We start from the raw sequence: 16,204 nt of genomic DNA on the forward strand, positions 1-16,204 counted from the left end.
GTGCAAAGGCGAGGGGGATATCGAAAAAAATTTCAAGGGAACTTTTTTCGTATCTAAGGGGGACGGAGTCCACCTTAGACGAGGATCCCCCTTAGAGGTACAGTTCTCCCCACCGTCCGCAAGGGGCGAAGCCGATGCGGCGGTATAGCTCCGCTACTTCGTCATATCCCGCGATTAGCCGGGGGGTCTTGCCCTTTTGCAGGATGCGCTGCGTCAAAAAGCGGCTGATATAGGAGCCCAGCCCCTGATGGCGGTATTCGGGCACAACGGCGATCGCCGCGAGCACGCCGCATTCGTCGTCCTCCGATACGATGCAGCCCGTGCCGACGGCTTTGCCGTCCCGCTCCAGCTGGTACAGCTCCAGCAGGCCGCGTCCCTGCTTCTGAGCGATGTCGCCCGCCCAAGAATCATACTCGAAATGCGTGCGGTAATATTCATGGCTGCGCCCCAAAACGTCGAACACCTTGGCTTTGTCGCCGGGTACGATATCGGGAAATTCCGCATGCGAAAGCGGGCCGCGGTATACCATGTAGTAGGAGCTTTCCGTCGTTCCGCCGAGCAGTCTCTGCAAATCCTGACATTGCGTCCAGTTGGTGTCCACTTCGGTGATTTGCTCCCGGCGGACAAGGTCGGCGATCACTTCGCTGTCGGCCCGTTCGTCGGAGGAAATGACCAGAACGCTGCCCGCTTGGTACAGCGCGGCGGCGGGCTCGCGCCCTTTGATGCAGACGTAGAACCGGGCGCGCGGGTCGCCGAGGCCGTAGGCGCGCAGCGCGGTTAGCGCTTTGGAGCCGAACACATGCTCATGCCCACACGCGGCCGTAAAGGCAGGGATCTCGGAAACGGTGAGCGGCAGCAGCATGGCGTCACTCCTCCTTTTTCACTTGGGATAAGTACCGGTACACGCTGGCCTGCGAGCAGTGCAGCGCGTCCGCCACGTCCTTGACGGCGCCCTTGAGCAGGAAAATGCCGCTGGCTTCGAGCGCGGCAATGATTTGCACGCGTTCATCCGCCGTGGCGCGCTCCGCCGTGACGCCGAGCGCGTCAAGCTCGCGCCCGACCGCGTCCGCCGCGACCGCGTCGATCGTGTTGTGGAAAATCTCGGTCGGCGGGGTGATGTGGCGCGGTTTTTCGGTAGCGGTCTGCCGCAGCTGCAGGTTTTCGTCAATAAAAGCGTCCGGGTGGCACAGCCGCAGGATGTCGTCGCTCACGGACTGGTAGCGGCTGTCGTCAAAATTAATGCACAGCATGCCGATCAGCCGCGCGCCCTGTTTGATGAACAGCGTGGAGGAGCGGAGCATTTTGCCGTTTGCCGATACGCCGCGGTAGTGCAGCAGATAATCGGAGGATTCGTAGGTTTTATCCATCAGGATCTGCAGCGCGACATTGGTGAGCGGCGCGCCGACCTGCCGGCCGCTGACATGGCTGTTGGCGATCGCAATGATCGAACGGTTTCGGTCGGTCAAATCGTGTAGAGCGATCTCGTAGTCCGGGCCGAGCGCCTCGCCGAGAAATTCGGTCAGCTTAACATAATGTTGCAGCAATGGGGTTGCCATAGGATCCACCTCGTTTCTGTTATCATAAGAAAAATTTATAAAGAAACAATGCTATGCAAAAAACAGGCGCATATATAGCACCCGTTTTTCTCTTACTTTCATTATAGCGTACCGCAATCGGCTTTGTCAAAAGAGAATAAAATAAATTATTACAATAATGAGGGATAAATTCTCATCAAAATGACAATGGTTATGGATAATTTCCATAAAAGAAAAGCGTGATTCTGATAAATAATACAAAATGCACAAAATGGCATTGACAAAAGTTTATTTTGGTGATAAATTAGTTGCACAGAGAAAGGGAGGCGGGAACGAATGAAAAATGTAATTGCTACGGATCGAGCGCCGGCGGCGATCGGCCCGTACTCGCAGGCAGTTTCCACGGCAGGCCTGCTGATCACCTCGGGCCAGCTGCCGATCGACCCCAAAACCGGAGCTTTTCCGGAGGGTATCGCGGAGCAGACCCATCAGTCGCTCATGAACGTAAAGGCCATATTGGCTGAAGCGGGCGTCGGCATGGACCGTGTGATAAAAACCACGGTTTTTCTTAGCGACATGAACAATTTTGCCGCTATGAACGAGGTGTACGCCACCTTCTTCGGCGAGGGCGGTTTCCCGGCCCGCTCGGCGGTCGAGGTAGCGCGTCTGCCGAAGGACGCGCTGGTAGAGATCGAAGCGATCGTGGCTCTGTAAGACGGGGCGGTGGCCCCAGCCGGTTTTCCTTAGTCAAAGGTACTGTCCGCCAGTCGCATCAGCCGGAAGTCAAAAACCGGCGACCGATGACCGGGGTATCTCCAAATTAATGAAGGCGCAAAAGCGCCAAATATGGAGGTAACATAGTATGAAAGAGTATCCGTTGAGCGTTCCCGCCCCGCACCATTTTACATTTGCGGTCCGCGACCTTCCCGACGTCACGGTCGAGCAGCGCGAGCGCGCACTGAAAGCCACCCATTATAATGAGTTTGCCTTCCCCTCCGGGATGCTGACTATCGATATGCTGTCCGATTCCGGCACCACCGCCATGACCAACCAGCAGTGGGCGTCGCTGTTTTTAGGCGACGAGGCCTATGGCCGCAACACCGGCTATTATGTACTGCTGGACACCTTCCGCGACATCTTCGAGCGCGGCGGCGAGAAGAACTGGAAGAAGATCATCGATTTGGTCCGCACCGATTGCCGCGATGTGGAAAAGATGATGGATGAGGTTTATCTCTGCGAGTACGAAGGCGGCCTGTTCAACGGCGGCGCCGCGCAGATGGAACGCCCCAACGCTTTCATCATTCAGCAGGGCCGCGCGGCGGAATCCGTTCTGATGGAGATCGTCAAGAAGATCCTCGCCCAGCGCTATCCAGGCAAGGTGTTCACCATCCCGTCCAACGGCCACTTTGACACCACCGAAGGCAATATCAAGCAGATGGGCTCTATTCCGCGCAACCTGTACAACAAGGAACTGCTGTACGAAGTACCCGAAGGCGGCAAGTACGAGAAGAACCCCTTCAAGGGCAACATGGATATCGAAAAGCTCGAACAGCTGATCCAGACCTGCGGCCCGGAGAACGTGCCTCTGATCTTCACCTGCATCACCAACAACCCCATCTGCGGTCAGGCCGTTTCCATGGCCAACATCCGCGAGATCAACCGCGTTGCCCATAAGTACGACATCCCGCTGGTATTCGACGTTGCCCGTTGGGCGGAAAACTGCTACTTCATCAAGATGAATGAAGAAGGCTACGCCGATAAATCCATCGCCGAGATCGCGACCGAGATGTTCTCCTACTGCGACGCGTTCAGCATGTCCGCCAAGAAGGACGGCCACGCCAACATGGGCGGTATGCTGGCCTTCCGCGACAAGGGCCTGTTCTGGAAGAAATTCTCCGACTTCAACGAGGACGGCTCGATCAAGACCGACGTTGGCGTTCTGCTCAAGGTCAAGCAGATCTCCTGCTACGGCAATGATTCCTACGGCGGCATGTCCGGCCGCGATATCATGGCGCTGGCTGTCGGCCTGTACGAGAGCTGCGACTATAACTACATGAGTGAGCGCGTGGAGCAGTGCAACTATTTGGCCGAGGGCTTCTACAATGCCGGCGTCAAGGGCGTTGTCATTCCCGCGGGCGGCCACGCCGTATACATCAATATGGATGAGTTCTTCGACGGCAAGCGCGGCCACGATACCTTTGCCGGGCAGGGCTTCAGCATCGAGCTGATCCGCCGCTACGGTATCCGCACCGCAGAATTGGGCGACTACTCCATGGAGTATGACCTCAAGACGCCGGAGCAGCAGGCCGAGCTGGCCAACGTGGTTCGCTTCGCGATCGACCGCAGCCGTTTGACCAAGGAGCATTTGGACTATGTAATCGCCGCGGTCAAGGCGCTGTACGAAGACCGCGAGAGCATTCCGAACATCCGTATCGTATGGGGCCACAACCTGCCGATGCGTCACTTCCACGCATTTTTGGAGCCCTACCCGAACGAGGAAAAGTAATCAACCGGCAGACGGAACAATCTGTGCGTAACCTGCGCCGCGTGGAAAGTGCGCAGGAAGAATGATTGGAAAACGTCCGCGGAAAAGTAAAGAGTTCCGCGGACGTTTTTTTCGGGTTTGAAAGAGAAAAAAGGGGTGTGACTACATATGAGTAACGAGACCACTACCAGCCGCGACGGCTTTAAAAGCAAGTGGGGCTTTATTCTGGCCTGTATCGGCTCCGCAGTAGGCATGGGCAATATCTGGCGTTTCCCGATCATGGTGCAGAAATTCGGCGGTTTGACATTCTTGATCCCGTATTTTATTTTCGTCGTACTGATCGCGTCCTCCGGCGTTATGGAGGAATTCGCCCTTGGCCGCCGCGCGGCGGCGGGCCCGGTAGGCGCGTTTGGCATGTGCACCGAGGAGCGCACGGGCAAGAAGGGTTCGGGCGAGCTGATCGGCGCGATCCCGATCATCGGCGCGCTGATGCTGGCCATCGGCTACACGGTCGTTTTAGGCTGGATATTCAAGTATACGTTTTTGTCCATTTCAGGCGGCTTGTTCGGTCTGGGCACCGATATGGGCGCGATCGGCGGCGCGTTCGGCGCGACCGCGCCGGAAGCGGAGCACTTGGGCGAGGCCATCGGCATGATGGCGTCGAACGGCTTCTTCGGAATCGGCAACGGCGTTTGGCAGCTCGTTGGTCTGGTTGCTTCGCTGGCCATTATGGCGCTTGGCGTTGCGGGCGGCATTGAGAAGGCCAACAAGATTATGATGCCTGTTTTGTTCTTCCTGTTCCTCGCGCTCGGCATTTATATCGCCACGCTGCCCGGCTCGTCCGAGGGCTATAAGTACATCTTTACGTTAAGCCCGGGCGGTTTGCTCAATCCGCAGGTTTGGGTATTCGCGTTCGGTCAGGCGTTCTTCTCGCTGTCCGTCGCGGGCAATGGTTCGGTCATCTATGGCTCTTACCTGAGTAAGAAAGAGGATATCCCGAACTCCGCGCGTAACGTCGCGGTATTCGATACGCTGGCGGCGCTGCTGGCGGCCTTCGTTATCATCCCGGCCATGGCGTCTGTTCTAGGCGCGGATATCAGCAAAGTATCCGGCGGCCCCGGCCTGATGTTCGTCTATCTGGTCAACGTCTTTAACGCGATGCCCGGCGGCCGTATCATCGGCATGATCTTCTTTATCTGCGTGCTGTTCGCGGGCGTGTCGTCCATCGTCAACCTGTATGAGGCGCCGGTCGCCTTCCTGCAGGAAAAGCTGAAGTTCAACCGTCTGGCGGCGGTTGGAGGGATCGGTATCATCGGCGCGATCGTTTCCCTCAGCATCCAGCCTTGGACCTCGCAGTGGATGGACGTCGTTTCGATCTATATCTGCCCGCTGGGCGCAATGCTGGCCGGCATCATGTTCTTCTGGGTGCTCAAGAAAGAATCGGCGCTGGGTTCTGTCAACGAGGGCGCGAAGAAGCCTATCGGCAGTTGGTTCTATCCGCTCGGTAAGTACATCTATGTGCCGCTTGCACTGCTCGCGCTGATTTTGGGCGCAAAATACGGCGGCATCGGCTGATCTAAAAAACTATCCCATCCCCCCTTTCCCACGCATCGCCCGCAGCCTATCGGAGACTGCGGGCGATTCCCTTTGGCGTGGGCGGAAAATCGCAAAAAAGGAGAGTACTATGAACGCTAACCTACGTGACAAAATCAACGGCGCGGTGACCGTGATCGAGATCGGACTGGGCGTTATCATCCTGCTGGCCTGCGTGATCTCGGGCGTCGGCATTCTCTTTTCCACGGACTTTGGGCTGCTGCTGGAAAACCCGGACTATTTACAGGCCCGCTTGTCGGACGCCTGCCTGATCATCATCGGTATCGAGCTGGTCAAAATGATCACCAGCTATACGATCGATTCCGTGGTGGACGTTATGCTGCTTGCCGTGGCGCGGCAGATGATCGTCGAGCATACCGCGCCGCTGGAAAACCTGCTGGCTGTTTTGGCGGTCGGCATTTTGTTCGTCATCCGCAAGTATTTGTACATTTCCCAGATCGACAAGCGCCAAACCAAGCGCGAAGTCGAAGCGGCAATCCGCGCACAGGTCTTCGAGCCGGACAAGCCGTATGAAAAGGAAGAAACGCAATAATAAAAATACACTGCCTTGGGGCCAATGTCATTAAGTTAAGCTTTCCCGGTTGTCATTCTGAGGAACGTAGTGACGAAGAATCTCGCGCGAACGCGCGATTTTCGGTAAGGAACGCGCGTTCGCGCGAGATCCTTCGCTCCGCTCAGGATGACAAACCCTTAACTTAATGACATTGGCCTTGGGGCAGTGTATTTTTATTATTGCACGGCGACCAGCGACGCCGCGAGAAGAATCAGGAAGCTGCCGCCCGTGCACAGTGCGATACCGTTGAAATCGAGCGTGAGATCAATACCGGCTTTCAGCCGTGCGGACCGGCTGATCAACTTGCGGTATACAAGATCCGCCAGCACGAAACTGGCCGCCCAAATGAGCGTTTTGGTCACATAGCCCGATACGCTGATGGAAAGGGGAGAATCCAGAACAAGACTCAGTAGCGGCGCGGCGAATATGCCGGTCAGCAAGCAGAGCGCGCTGAGCGTGACCACGACTGCGGTCGACCAAAAGTCGTACCGAAAATCAATATCGCGTTTTGGGCCAAACAGTACGCGCCCGAATTTAACAAAGGAAAGGATGGTGCCGAAATTGATGATCAGAAAGCAGATGCTGGCAAGCGTCGTATCGGTCTGCGCGAGAAAGTATTTGGAGATGCTGCCGTTGAAAAAGGGCGCGCCCGTTATGCCGAGTATGCCCGCGATAATGGCCACCCCGGCGAGCGGGGCGCTGCGCATCACGCCGCGTATCTCGTAGATATTGCGCGTGCGGTACCGCGCGATCAGCATGCCCGTGGCGAGGAACAGAAGCGATTTAAACAGCGCGTGGTTCATGATGTGCAGCATCGCGCCCGCCTGCACGGTTTCGTTCGGGTAGCACAGCCCGGCAATGATCATACCGATCTGCGAGACCGTGTGATAGGCCAGAATCAGCTTGCAGTCGCTTTGGCAAACCGCCATGCAAATGCCCGCGACCGAGGTGATAACGCCCGCCCAGAAGAAGAACGGCGCGCAGTCGACGACGGGCGAAAACAGGCCCTGCATGCGGAGAAACAGATAAACGCCGCTTTTGATGTAAATGCCGGACAAAATAGCGGAGACCGCGGTCGGCGCGCCCGGCGTACCGTGCGCGAGCGGCAGCCAAAAGTGCATGGGAAACAGCGCGCACTTTAGCGCGGTGCCCGTCATCAGCAGAGCGAACGGCAGCACAAGCGTTTTTGGGTCGCAAACCGTCAGCGCGGCGGCGATGCCGTCAAAATCCAAAACGCCGGTCTGGCGGTACAGCATGCCGATGCCGAGCAAGAAAAACAGCATGCCGGTGATATTGGTCAACAGGTAGACAAGGCCGTCGTTGATCGACCGGCTCTCGCGCTTGAACATGATCAAAATGGCGCAGACGATCGCCGATACCTCCACCGCGACATAGATGTTGAACAGATCGCGCGAAAGGAAGATCAGCATGATCAGGCCTTCCAGAACGGTAAACAGAAACGAATACAGCTTGCTGGTGCGTTCGCGCACGCTGGTGAACAGGAACATGCACAGGAATAAAAACGCTACCAGCACAAGAAATACGGCGGCGATCAGGTCGCAATAGAGCGTGATACCGAGAAAACCGCCGCCTTGATGCGTGGAGACCGTTTGTCCGAGAAAGCGCACGCGGTAGAACAGGTGCAGCGTGACAAGCAGCACCGCGCCGTATACCAAGGTGGACAGATAAGTCGTTATCTTGTGGGGGATGAGGTACAGCAGCAGCGAGGTGAAAATAGGCAGTACGATCAAAAGATATAATTCCATCAGCGCCTCCGTTCCTCCCTGCGGATTTTATGTACCGTGTGCCAGTTGGTCGAACCGTAGCGGTGGTAAAGCGCCGAAAACATCATCAGCGCGGCCGCCGTGACCGCGATGCCGATCACGATGGCGGTGATCATCAGCGCCTGCGGCACGGGGTCGGCCGTCATGGCCTGCGCGGTGCTTTCACCGATGGGCGGGCGCGAACCGGGCTGAAAACGCACGCCGAGGAAAAACGTGATAACGCCGACATCCATCACGCCGAGCGAAAGCAGCGTTTTGACGATGTTGCGGCGCGCGACAAGGCCGTAAAGCCCTATGAGGAACAGGAGCAGACCTGTGATCTCGACCGGGTTAAAATTCATGCTTCGTCCTCCGTTTCGCCTGCCATAAAGTGCAGATAGATCATAGATAGCCCGGAAAATACCTTGGCGCCAATCAAAACATTGATGATCAGCAGATATAAGCGGTGCTGCCGGTAGCTCCAGCCGCCGCTTGACGCAAGAAACACCATGCCGGTAATCAGGATGAGGGCGTACATCAGCTTTTCCAGCCGCGCGCCGGTTTGCAGGCGAAGCAGCTGCCGTCCCTCCGCAAAATGCGCGCTGATCACGATCGCGGCCAGAATAGCGCCGCCCTGAAAGCCGCCGCCCGGGCCGTCCATACCGGTAACGACCGTATAAACGCCCGCCAGCGCGATCAGCAGATACACAGGGCCGAGCGAACCGATCATGATGCGCGACGCGCCGTCATGCCTTGGCGCGCCGGAGGACGCGATGTTCGGATGCACCCGCTCACTGCCCGATAGGCTGCCAAATTGCGATACGCCGATGACCGATACGAGCAGCAGCAGCGCTTCTAGCAGCGTATCGAACAAACGGTAATCGAGATAAATGGCGGCGACGAGATTTTCCGCGCCGGTTTCAGTTAGGCCGCGCGAAAACACCGCGTCGAACAGGGGAGAGGGGCCGGGCGCGCCCATCAGAAAATATCCCGCGAACAGGCCGCCGCCCACCAGCAGGATGAATAGGAGGCCGATCTTTCTCTGCGTCATGCGCGGCCCTCCCTGTAATCCGTCGCGCTTTGCGCAAGGCTGTCTTGCAAGGAGACCGAAAAGCCTTCGGCCTCCAGCGACGCGAAGATCTCTTTTACATATTGGCTGCTTTCCTCGCGGTGCAGTACGATCGTGTTGCCGTCCTGCTCCACCACAAGATCGCAGCCGGGGCGGGAAAGGAGCGCGGCGGCATCTTCCTGTGCGCGCAGCATATGCGGCTCCAGTTCGCGCGTCTTCAAGGCGCGACTGATCGCCCCGGAAATGCGCGCGTCGCCGTCCGGCTCGCCCGGTCCGGTCAGGTAGACGGTAAAAATACGGTACTTTTTCAGCGTTACCAAAAAGATCACGGTGGAAAGCGTCGCGCCCACCACGATCTCGGCAAGCGCCACATCGGGCGCGCCCAGCAGCAAATAGCCCAGCGCGGCAAAGGCGGAAAGCGCCCCCGCGAACATCACGGCGGAAAGCAGGCGGTCGGTGATCACGGTAAGCACGGCGGCGGCGACCATCAGCCCAAGCACCACATACAGCGGCAGGCTATTCGACATGCTCTTGCACCTCCTCGCGGTGGCCCGAAAGGTAAGCGGAGCGGCCAAGCTTATGGGTAATCAGCGGGGCGGTCAACAATACCGCGCCCATCAGCAGCGCTATTTTAAGAGAAAACGGCGTTAAGCCCTGACGGAGCAGCACGCCAAGCAGCAGGACGAGCAGGCCCGCCGTATCGACCAGCGCGCCCGCGAGCAGGCGGCGGTAAAAACCCTTTGCGCGGATCAGCCCGATCATGCCGCAGGCGATGATGACTAGGCCGAGGGCAAGGACCAGATTGCCAAGCAGCAGCATCAAAGATCCCCCTTCCGGCGCAGATAGACGGCGTAGAACTGCACATCCATAAACCCGAGCAGTGCGAAGGCGAGCGCCACGTCAAGGTACATGCTTTCGCCCGTATGGGCCGCCCACAGCACGATCGCGGCTACGATCAAAGCGGATTCTAGGCCGAGAAACAGCACGCGGGAAAACGCTTCCCGCGCGCGAACGAGCAAAACAAAGCACACGAGCATGCAGGCCAAAATGAAGCCAAGGGCAAAAAGGATCATGACCGCACCCCCTTTTTCGGCAGCCGGTTTTCAAAATGGGCGGCCACGTCCTGCCGGGCTTCCGGTTGCGCGGGTGGGTCGGCGCACAGTACGGCGTATTCCGTTTCGTTTTCCTCCAAGGTCACGGTGCCCGGCGTGAGCGTGATGCTGTTTGCAACGAGCACGCGGCCTTGCTCGTTTGCTGCGGGAAGCAGGTGCAAAATAGCGGCCTGAAAGAGGTGGGGACGCAGCACGGCGCGCATTTGCCGCGCGGTCGCCGCCGCCATATCGGCAAGAAGCAGCGCGCCGTAGCGCAGCAGCGACAGCCCATGCAGCGGCAGCACAGCCGCTTTGCCAATGGGACGAACAGCAGCGGCAAAAAGCAGCCCCGCGGCAGCGCCGGTCGCCACGCCGCCAAGGCTCAGCCGCTCGAGCAGGATGGAAAAGACGATCGCGCCGGCGCCGGCGCATAAGAGATGTGTCATGCGTATGCGCATCGGATTTCTCTCCTTCTATAAAGTTTGGTAACAAAATTATAGCATAGCAAAGGGGCAAAAGGATAGATAAACCGCAAGAAAATTCAAGAGAAATGGCACGCCGCGGCATAAATGCCTGCGGCGTGCCATGGAAAAAGCAAACGATAAAGCTTTATGCGGCCGTCAAATACCGGTAGGTATAGGAAACCGCCGCGTCGAGCACGATGCGGGTATAATCAGGCCGGTCGCTTTCCAGACCAAGATCGTGATCCATGCCCGGCACGCAGAGATATGCCATGCCGGAATGCTCGATCACCCACTGGTAGGTCACCGGATTAATCACGCTGTCCTGATCTCCGTAGATCATCAGGCCGTGGCCGCCGTTTTGAATAAAGGCGGTCAGTTCGTCGCCGGTCTTGGAGGAATTCACCTGATCGAAAAAGGCTTTAGACATGGTGAGTTCGCGCCCTACAAAACCGGAAGCGGTCTCGTTAAAGACTTCGCCATTCGCCTGCGCGGCCGCGTTCAGCGTTTCCCAATCAAGCGCGGCCCCGGCGGCGGTAAGCAGCGAGGTCGCGCCGTTATCCGCGGCGGGGTTGAGCAGCACCATCGTGGAGATGTTGCTGTTTTGGGAAACAAATTTAGGGCCGACCTTGCCGCCCATGCTCCAGCCAATCATGGCGGCGCGGTTTGCGTCGAAATCATAGGTTTCCATACAATAGTCGTAAGCATCCTGCACGTCGGAAACGCAGTTATCCAGCGTATAGTTGCGGAAATCGTCCCCCGATTCACCGGAGCCCGGCTGATCGATACGGATGGTGCCGATGCCAAGCGAAAGCAGTTGATCCGCCATGCTTTCGTAAGGATAGGTCTCGTCCGTTCCATTGGCAAAAAAGCCGAATTCTTCGTCTTTGGAACCAAGAAAACCGTGAACAAGCACGGCTACAGGGCAGTTTTCTCCTTCCACGTGCGCCGGTACGGTCACACCGATTGGAATTTCGACAGAAGCGTCGCGGCTGGAAGGAATGGCGGCGTACGTATCGACCGCGTCGATGACTACGGGCGCTGGGGTTACCGGGTCGCCTCCGGCGGCGGAGGGGGAAGGGCCGCCGCATGCGGCCATGGAGAGACAGAGGGCGAGTGTCAACAGCAGGGCAGTCAGTTTTTTCTTTTGCATCGCTATCTCCTTTTCATATGGCGAATGGGTGATAGCGCTTTCCGCGGGAAGCGACTGGGCGAATCGTTTTGTGTCAACACAAAAATTCAACCCATATTATAGGCCTTGAAATAAATATAGCACCATAAAAAGGCGTTGTCAATTCGACAACGCCTTTTTGGCGAATATTACAGAATGCATGGATGCTGGTTGGGTAGAATGCTTACGCTTCGGGCGGGATGTCGCCCACGCCGTTCAAGATATGGTGCGGGCGATAGGCATAATTTTCAACTTCCGCGCGCGTGGTGCAGCCCGAAAGCACCAGAACGGTATCAAGGCCGGTCTCCATACCTGCGACGATGTCGGTATCCATACGGTCGCCCACCATGGCGGCCTCGTGCGAATGCACGCCCAACAGGCGAAGGCCTGTACGCATCATCAGCGGATTGGGCTTGCCGACGAAGTAGGCGGGCTTGCCGGTCGCCAGCTCGATCGGTGATACGAGCGCGCGGCAGGCGGGGATGATCCCGTCCTCCGAGGGGCCGGTCAGGTCTGAGTTGGTTGCGATCAGGCGAGCGCCGCCGTTTACCAAGCTGACCGCCTTGAGAATCGTCTGGTAGTTATAGTTCGAGGTCTCGCCGCAGATGACGTAATCGGGATCGACATCGTTCATGACGATGCCGGCTTCATACAGCGCGCCGACCAGCCCGGGCGCGCCGATGATATAAGCCGATGCGCCCGGCTTTTGGCTGGCCACGAATTTCGCCGTAGCAAGCGCCGAGGTGTAAAAATGCTCCTCGCCGATCTCCAATCCCATGCGGGCAAGCTTTTGCTGCAATTCGCGCGGCGAGCGCTCGGAAGAGTTGGTCAGAAACAGAAAACTTTTGTTTTCCCGCTGCAGCCAATCGACAAAATCGGTCACGCCGTCCAGCAGCCGGTTGCCGTGATAGATGACGCCGTCCATGTCGCACATAAAACCCTTTTTTGCGCGCAGCTCTTCTAACAATCCATTCATATATAATAATTCTCCTCTGTATGATATCATGAGTAGTATTCCGCTCACTGCTTCCATTATCGGAAAAAATTGCGCCGTCGTCAAGAGAAGAAAGGCAAGAAAACGTAAAATTTCCGTGAAGCGGTAGACGCTATGGCGTGAAACGGGTATTCGTGGTATAATAGCCGTAAAGCGCCTATTATACTTTGATTAAATTAATTATACCATCAGCGGCGCTTAGGTGCGTTTTAACTCTTCGGAATTGCTTGCCGCTGTGGTATAATAGCCGCAAAGCGCCTATTATACTTTTGATTAAATTAATTATACCATCAGCGGCTCTTAGGTGCGTTTTAACTCTTCGGAATTGCTTGCCGCTGTGGTATAATAGCCGTAAAGCGGCTATTATATCCGGATTAAATTAGTAAGGCCGCCAACGGCGCTTAGGAATAGAAAAAGCCCGTTCAAATACCTGCCGCCGTGGTATACTAAGAACACTAAAAAAGAACGGAGCACAAATAATATGGCCATTAACAAGGCAATGCGCACCGCTTTGCGGGCGCTGTCCTATCCGGCTTCAATCGACCTGAGCAAAACCTATAAGGTCGAGCGGGTGCTTCGCGGATTGAGCGCGCCGCTTTCGCCGCTGTACCAGCTATGGGACAAAAAGATCGAGCGGGACGGGCACGAGGTGCGCGTGCGCATCTACACGCCCAAGGTGCAGACAGATAACCGGTTGCTGCTCTTTTTCCACGGCGGCGGCTGGGTGCTGGAAAATGTGGATACCTACAACACCGTGTGCCGTAATTTGGCCAAGCGGACGGGTTGCCGCGTCGCTTCGGTCGAATACAGCTTGGCGCCCGAGCATGCCTTCCCCGAAGGGCTGGAGGATTGCTACGCGGCCGCGCGGGCGGTCTATCAAAATCCGGATCTATTCGGTGTGGATTGCCGCGAGATCACGCTTATCGGCGATTCGGCGGGCGGGAATCTGGCGGCGGCGGTCTCGCTGATGGCGCGCGATAGGGGAGAATTTGAAATTGCCCGGCAAATTCTGATCTACCCCGCTACCTATAACGATCATTCACCGGATTCCCGCTTTGAATCCGTACGGGAAAACGGGTACGATTATCTGCTCACGGCAAAACGCGTGCGGGACTACATGGCGCTTTACGCGGGGGACGAGCCGGAATGCATGAACGATCCCTATTTTGCGCCTCTGCTGGCAAAGGATCTATCGCGTCAGCCGCGCACGCTGGTTGTTACCGCTGAATTTGACCCGCTGCGCGACGAAGGCGAAGCGTATGCCTATGCGCTTCGGCGCGCAGGAAACGAGGTCATGCTTTACCGCATGCCCGATACGTTGCACGGTTATTTTTCCTTGCCGCCCCGCTACTCCGCGGTACGGCACACCTACGATATGATCGATCATTTCCTGAATGGAGAGGCTGCTTCATGCCGAGAGACAAAGCAAAAAGAAAGCAAAAACGTGTACCGAATGCAAAAACGAATAAAAAAACCTTAAGCTGGAGTCGGCTGGACAATGCGGCCAAGATATTCCCGCCTACCTCGCACGGGGCGGATTCGGGCGTGTTTCGTCTGTCCTGCGAGCTGCGCGAACCGGTCGACCCCGGCCTGCTGCAGCAGGCGCTGGATGATACGCTGACCCGTTTTCCCCACATGCTGATGGTCATGCGCCGGGGCGTTTTTTGGTACTATTTAGAGCAGACCGCCCAGCGGCCGCTGGTCATGCCCGAGCATGCGCCGCCTTGCGCGCCGCTGTACGAGGGGAGCGGCTCGCTCCTTTTAGAGGTGAGCTATTGGCGAAGCAAGATAAACCTTGATATGTTCCACGTGCTGGCCGACGGCGCGGGCGCGATCGCCTTTTTTGAAGCGCTCATGACGGCCTATTTGGCGCTTTGTCATCCGGAAGCGGGCACACAGGTGCAGCTGCAAGCGCCGGTTTCCCAGAAATGGGCCGACAGCTTCCAGAAATATTACAAAATGCGCAGCGGCGAGCAATCGAGCGGAGCGGGTCGGGCCTACCGGCTGCGCGGTCCCAAGCGCCCGGACGGCGGTTTAACGATTCTGGAGGGCGTGGCGGATGTCCGTCAGGTGCTCGACGCGGCGCACCGCTATGGGGCGACGCTGACCGTATTTTTGACCGCCGTGCTGTTTGAAGCGATCCACGAGGAGATGTATGTGCGGCATCGCAAAAGACCGGTCGTTTTGACGGTGCCGGTCGATCTGCGCGGCTTTTTTCCGAGCGATACCACGCGCAATTTCTTCAGTACCATCCGTGTGGGCTACCATTTTGGAGAGCGCAGCGGAGAATTAGAGGATATCCTCACGGAGACGGCGGCGGCCTTTAAAAGCGAGCTGACGCCGGAAAAGCTGGCGGCGCGGCTGAACAAGCTGGCTTCGCTCGAACACAACCCGCTGCTGCGGCCCATTCCGTTGGCGCTTAAAAACCCTGTGCTGCGGTTTTCGGGCTATATCGCCGATATGGGCGAGACGGCCGCGCTGTCCAACGTCGGCAAATTCAAGCTGCCGGAGGAACTCCATCCCTACGTGCGCGGCTTCGGCGTGTTTATGTCGACGGGAGCGCTTGAGCTATGCACTTGCACGTTTGACAGCAGCCTGCATTTTGGGTTTACATCGGTCAAAGAGGCCACGGATGTACAGCGCCGCTTTTTTACGCGCCTAACTGAAATGGGGATCGAGGTCGAAATACGCAGCAACGAGTACAATGAGGAGGAACCGTAATGCAGCACTGTCCCTACTGCAAAGTGAATGTGGCGGGCCACAAGACCTGCTGCCCGCTGTGCGGCGGACAGCTTGCCGGCGAGCCCGAGCCGGATACCGAGATTTTTCCCGATTTGCCGCGTCGCCGCCTTTCCGGCAACTTTGTGTTGCGCGTGCTGGCGCTGATCGCCATTGTCGTGAGCGCCATTTCAGTATTGGTCAATATGGCGGTTTCAACGCGGGTCTGGTGGAGCGCGTTTGTCGCGGTCGGCGCTGCCTGCGTATGGGTCGCCGCGGCCATCGGGGTGCAGTACCGGCGCGATATTATGCAAAACATCATGTGGCAAATGTTTTTGATCCCGGGCCTGTCCATCCTTTGGGACCTATGGACAGGGTGGCGCGGCTGGTCGATCGATTTTGTATTGCCCTGTGTGTGTATGGCGGCGCTTTTGACCATGCTGGTGCTCGCGACTGCGCTGCGGCTGCCGGTGCGCACCTTTGCGGGCGGCTTCAGCGCCGCCTGCGCGCTGGGGCTGGTGCCGTTTATTCTGGTCGCATGCGGCAAGGTGAATATCCGCCTGCCCTCCTTCCTCTGTGCCGGTCTCAGCATTGTACTGCTCGCCGCCCTGTTTCTATTCCAGTGGCAGACAATCAAAGCGGAATTGGCAAGACGGTTTCATCTATAAAAAGCTCCCCTGTAGCCCCACTCGTTTGAGTCGGACTGCGGGGGAGTATTTACTTGCGGTAAATAATTATATACGATTATTT

The 16,204-nt window shown here is 57.2% G+C and carries 18 protein-coding genes; 7 read left to right on the plus strand and 11 right to left on the minus strand.

Annotation, left to right across the window (positions count from 1 at the left end; all coding sequences use genetic code 11):
- Window positions 1–91: 91 nt before the first annotated feature.
- Entirely contained in the window at window positions 92–862 is a 771-nt protein-coding gene (locus NE562_RS06860; protein WP_280961671.1) for a GNAT family N-acetyltransferase, read from the minus strand.
- A gap of 4 nt (window positions 863–866) precedes the next feature.
- Entirely contained in the window at window positions 867–1,556 is a 690-nt protein-coding gene (locus NE562_RS06865; RefSeq protein WP_280961672.1) for a helix-turn-helix transcriptional regulator, read from the minus strand.
- Between the two features lie 315 nt (window positions 1,557–1,871).
- On the opposite strand from NE562_RS06865, the gene NE562_RS06870 reads away from it, so the two are divergent.
- The 4 genes from NE562_RS06870 to NE562_RS06885 all read left to right on the plus strand — a co-directional run bounded on the left by NE562_RS06870 (window position 1,872) and on the right by NE562_RS06885 (window position 6,166).
- Entirely contained in the window at window positions 1,872–2,249 is a 378-nt protein-coding gene (locus NE562_RS06870) for a RidA family protein (RefSeq protein WP_280961673.1), read from the plus strand.
- Window positions 2,250–2,397: 148 nt separating this feature from the next.
- On the plus strand, window positions 2,398–4,041 hold the full coding sequence (locus NE562_RS06875; protein WP_280961674.1) for a tryptophanase: 1,644 nt from the start codon (window positions 2,398–2,400) through the stop codon (window positions 4,039–4,041).
- Between the two features lie 147 nt (window positions 4,042–4,188).
- On the plus strand, window positions 4,189–5,595 hold the full coding sequence (locus NE562_RS06880) for a sodium-dependent transporter (protein ID WP_280961675.1): 1,407 nt from the start codon (window positions 4,189–4,191) through the stop codon (window positions 5,593–5,595).
- A gap of 109 nt (window positions 5,596–5,704) precedes the next feature.
- Window positions 5,705–6,166 (plus strand): phosphate-starvation-inducible PsiE family protein, encoded by a 462-nt coding sequence (locus tag NE562_RS06885; RefSeq protein ID WP_280961676.1) that lies wholly within the window; start codon window positions 5,705–5,707, stop codon window positions 6,164–6,166.
- A gap of 197 nt (window positions 6,167–6,363) precedes the next feature.
- Here the strand turns inward: NE562_RS06885 and NE562_RS06890 are convergent, their stop codons facing one another.
- From NE562_RS06890 to NE562_RS06930, 9 genes are all read right to left on the minus strand, one after another.
- Window positions 6,364–7,953 (minus strand): complex I subunit 5 family protein, encoded by a 1,590-nt coding sequence (locus NE562_RS06890; RefSeq protein WP_280961677.1) that lies wholly within the window; start codon window positions 7,951–7,953, stop codon window positions 6,364–6,366.
- Window positions 7,953–8,312, minus strand: a complete 360-nt coding sequence (locus NE562_RS06895) for a cation:proton antiporter subunit C (RefSeq protein ID WP_280961678.1) — start codon at window positions 8,310–8,312, stop codon at window positions 7,953–7,955. Before NE562_RS06895 ends, NE562_RS06890 begins: the two co-directional genes overlap by 1 nt.
- Window positions 8,309–9,001 carry an MnhB domain-containing protein gene (locus NE562_RS06900; RefSeq protein ID WP_280961679.1) on the minus strand — a complete coding sequence of 231 codons (693 nt, stop codon included), beginning with the start codon at window positions 8,999–9,001 and terminating at the stop codon, window positions 8,309–8,311. The genes NE562_RS06895 and NE562_RS06900 overlap by 4 nt, the downstream gene beginning before the upstream one ends.
- Entirely contained in the window at window positions 8,998–9,546 is a 549-nt protein-coding gene (locus NE562_RS06905) for a Na(+)/H(+) antiporter subunit B (protein WP_280961680.1), read from the minus strand. Before NE562_RS06905 ends, NE562_RS06900 begins: the two co-directional genes overlap by 4 nt.
- The gene (locus NE562_RS06910; protein ID WP_280961681.1) at window positions 9,536–9,838 is read right to left on the minus strand and encodes a monovalent cation/H(+) antiporter subunit G; all 303 of its coding nucleotides are present in this window, start codon (window positions 9,836–9,838) and stop codon (window positions 9,536–9,538) included. Before NE562_RS06910 ends, NE562_RS06905 begins: the two co-directional genes overlap by 11 nt.
- Window positions 9,838–10,092 carry a monovalent cation/H+ antiporter complex subunit F gene (locus NE562_RS06915; RefSeq protein ID WP_280961682.1) on the minus strand — a complete coding sequence of 85 codons (255 nt, stop codon included), beginning with the start codon at window positions 10,090–10,092 and terminating at the stop codon, window positions 9,838–9,840. Before NE562_RS06915 ends, NE562_RS06910 begins: the two co-directional genes overlap by 1 nt.
- Window positions 10,089–10,556, minus strand: coding sequence for a Na+/H+ antiporter subunit E (locus NE562_RS06920; RefSeq protein WP_280961683.1), 468 nt, complete (start codon window positions 10,554–10,556; stop codon window positions 10,089–10,091). The genes NE562_RS06915 and NE562_RS06920 overlap by 4 nt, the downstream gene beginning before the upstream one ends.
- 163 nt (window positions 10,557–10,719) lie before the next feature.
- On the minus strand, window positions 10,720–11,724 hold the full coding sequence (locus NE562_RS06925; protein WP_280961684.1) for an alpha/beta hydrolase family protein: 1,005 nt from the start codon (window positions 11,722–11,724) through the stop codon (window positions 10,720–10,722).
- Window positions 11,725–11,926: 202 nt separating this feature from the next.
- The gene (locus NE562_RS06930; RefSeq protein ID WP_280961685.1) at window positions 11,927–12,718 is read right to left on the minus strand and encodes an HAD-IIA family hydrolase; all 792 of its coding nucleotides are present in this window, start codon (window positions 12,716–12,718) and stop codon (window positions 11,927–11,929) included.
- A gap of 499 nt (window positions 12,719–13,217) precedes the next feature.
- Between NE562_RS06930 and NE562_RS06935 the strand changes: the two genes are divergently transcribed.
- The 3 genes from NE562_RS06935 to NE562_RS06945 are packed head-to-tail and all read left to right on the plus strand — an operon-like array spanning window position 13,218 to window position 16,122.
- Window positions 13,218–14,216: an alpha/beta hydrolase gene (locus NE562_RS06935; protein ID WP_280961686.1), complete on the plus strand. Its 999-nt coding sequence runs from the start codon at window positions 13,218–13,220 to the stop codon at window positions 14,214–14,216.
- Window positions 14,147–15,457 carry a hypothetical protein gene (locus NE562_RS06940; RefSeq protein ID WP_280961687.1) on the plus strand — a complete coding sequence of 437 codons (1,311 nt, stop codon included), beginning with the start codon at window positions 14,147–14,149 and terminating at the stop codon, window positions 15,455–15,457. Before NE562_RS06935 ends, NE562_RS06940 begins: the two co-directional genes overlap by 70 nt.
- Window positions 15,457–16,122: a DUF6320 domain-containing protein gene (locus NE562_RS06945; RefSeq protein ID WP_280961688.1), complete on the plus strand. Its 666-nt coding sequence runs from the start codon at window positions 15,457–15,459 to the stop codon at window positions 16,120–16,122. The genes NE562_RS06940 and NE562_RS06945 overlap by 1 nt, the downstream gene beginning before the upstream one ends.
- The last annotated feature ends 82 nt before the right edge of the window (window positions 16,123–16,204 follow it).

This window comes from Butyricicoccus faecihominis (genome assembly GCF_024462775.1).
Lineage (GTDB): Bacteria > Bacillota > Clostridia > Oscillospirales > Butyricicoccaceae > Agathobaculum > Agathobaculum faecihominis_A.

Excerpts from the sequence above, each read along its gene's own strand:
- NE562_RS06860 (WP_280961671.1), bottom strand. The coding sequence starts at position 862 with ATGCTGCTGCCGCTCACCGTTTCCGAGATCCCTGCCTTTACGGCCGCG.
- NE562_RS06865 (WP_280961672.1), bottom strand. The coding sequence starts at position 1,556 with ATGGCAACCCCATTGCTGCAACATTATGTTAAGCTGACCGAATTTCTC.
- NE562_RS06870 (WP_280961673.1), top strand. The coding sequence starts at position 1,872 with ATGAAAAATGTAATTGCTACGGATCGAGCGCCGGCGGCGATCGGCCCG.
- NE562_RS06875 (WP_280961674.1), top strand. The coding sequence starts at position 2,398 with ATGAAAGAGTATCCGTTGAGCGTTCCCGCCCCGCACCATTTTACATTT.
- NE562_RS06880 (WP_280961675.1), top strand. The coding sequence starts at position 4,189 with ATGAGTAACGAGACCACTACCAGCCGCGACGGCTTTAAAAGCAAGTGG.
- NE562_RS06885 (WP_280961676.1), top strand. The coding sequence starts at position 5,705 with ATGAACGCTAACCTACGTGACAAAATCAACGGCGCGGTGACCGTGATC.
- NE562_RS06890 (WP_280961677.1), bottom strand. The coding sequence starts at position 7,953 with ATGGAATTATATCTTTTGATCGTACTGCCTATTTTCACCTCGCTGCTG.
- NE562_RS06895 (WP_280961678.1), bottom strand. The coding sequence starts at position 8,312 with ATGAATTTTAACCCGGTCGAGATCACAGGTCTGCTCCTGTTCCTCATA.
- NE562_RS06900 (WP_280961679.1), bottom strand. The coding sequence starts at position 9,001 with ATGACGCAGAGAAAGATCGGCCTCCTATTCATCCTGCTGGTGGGCGGC.
- NE562_RS06905 (WP_280961680.1), bottom strand. The coding sequence starts at position 9,546 with ATGTCGAATAGCCTGCCGCTGTATGTGGTGCTTGGGCTGATGGTCGCC.
- NE562_RS06910 (WP_280961681.1), bottom strand. The coding sequence starts at position 9,838 with ATGCTGCTGCTTGGCAATCTGGTCCTTGCCCTCGGCCTAGTCATCATC.
- NE562_RS06915 (WP_280961682.1), bottom strand. The coding sequence starts at position 10,092 with ATGATCCTTTTTGCCCTTGGCTTCATTTTGGCCTGCATGCTCGTGTGC.
- NE562_RS06920 (WP_280961683.1), bottom strand. The coding sequence starts at position 10,556 with ATGACACATCTCTTATGCGCCGGCGCCGGCGCGATCGTCTTTTCCATC.
- NE562_RS06925 (WP_280961684.1), bottom strand. The coding sequence starts at position 11,724 with ATGCAAAAGAAAAAACTGACTGCCCTGCTGTTGACACTCGCCCTCTGT.
- NE562_RS06930 (WP_280961685.1), bottom strand. The coding sequence starts at position 12,718 with ATGAATGGATTGTTAGAAGAGCTGCGCGCAAAAAAGGGTTTTATGTGC.
- NE562_RS06935 (WP_280961686.1), top strand. The coding sequence starts at position 13,218 with ATGGCCATTAACAAGGCAATGCGCACCGCTTTGCGGGCGCTGTCCTAT.
- NE562_RS06940 (WP_280961687.1), top strand. The coding sequence starts at position 14,147 with ATGCCGAGAGACAAAGCAAAAAGAAAGCAAAAACGTGTACCGAATGCA.
- NE562_RS06945 (WP_280961688.1), top strand. The coding sequence starts at position 15,457 with ATGCAGCACTGTCCCTACTGCAAAGTGAATGTGGCGGGCCACAAGACC.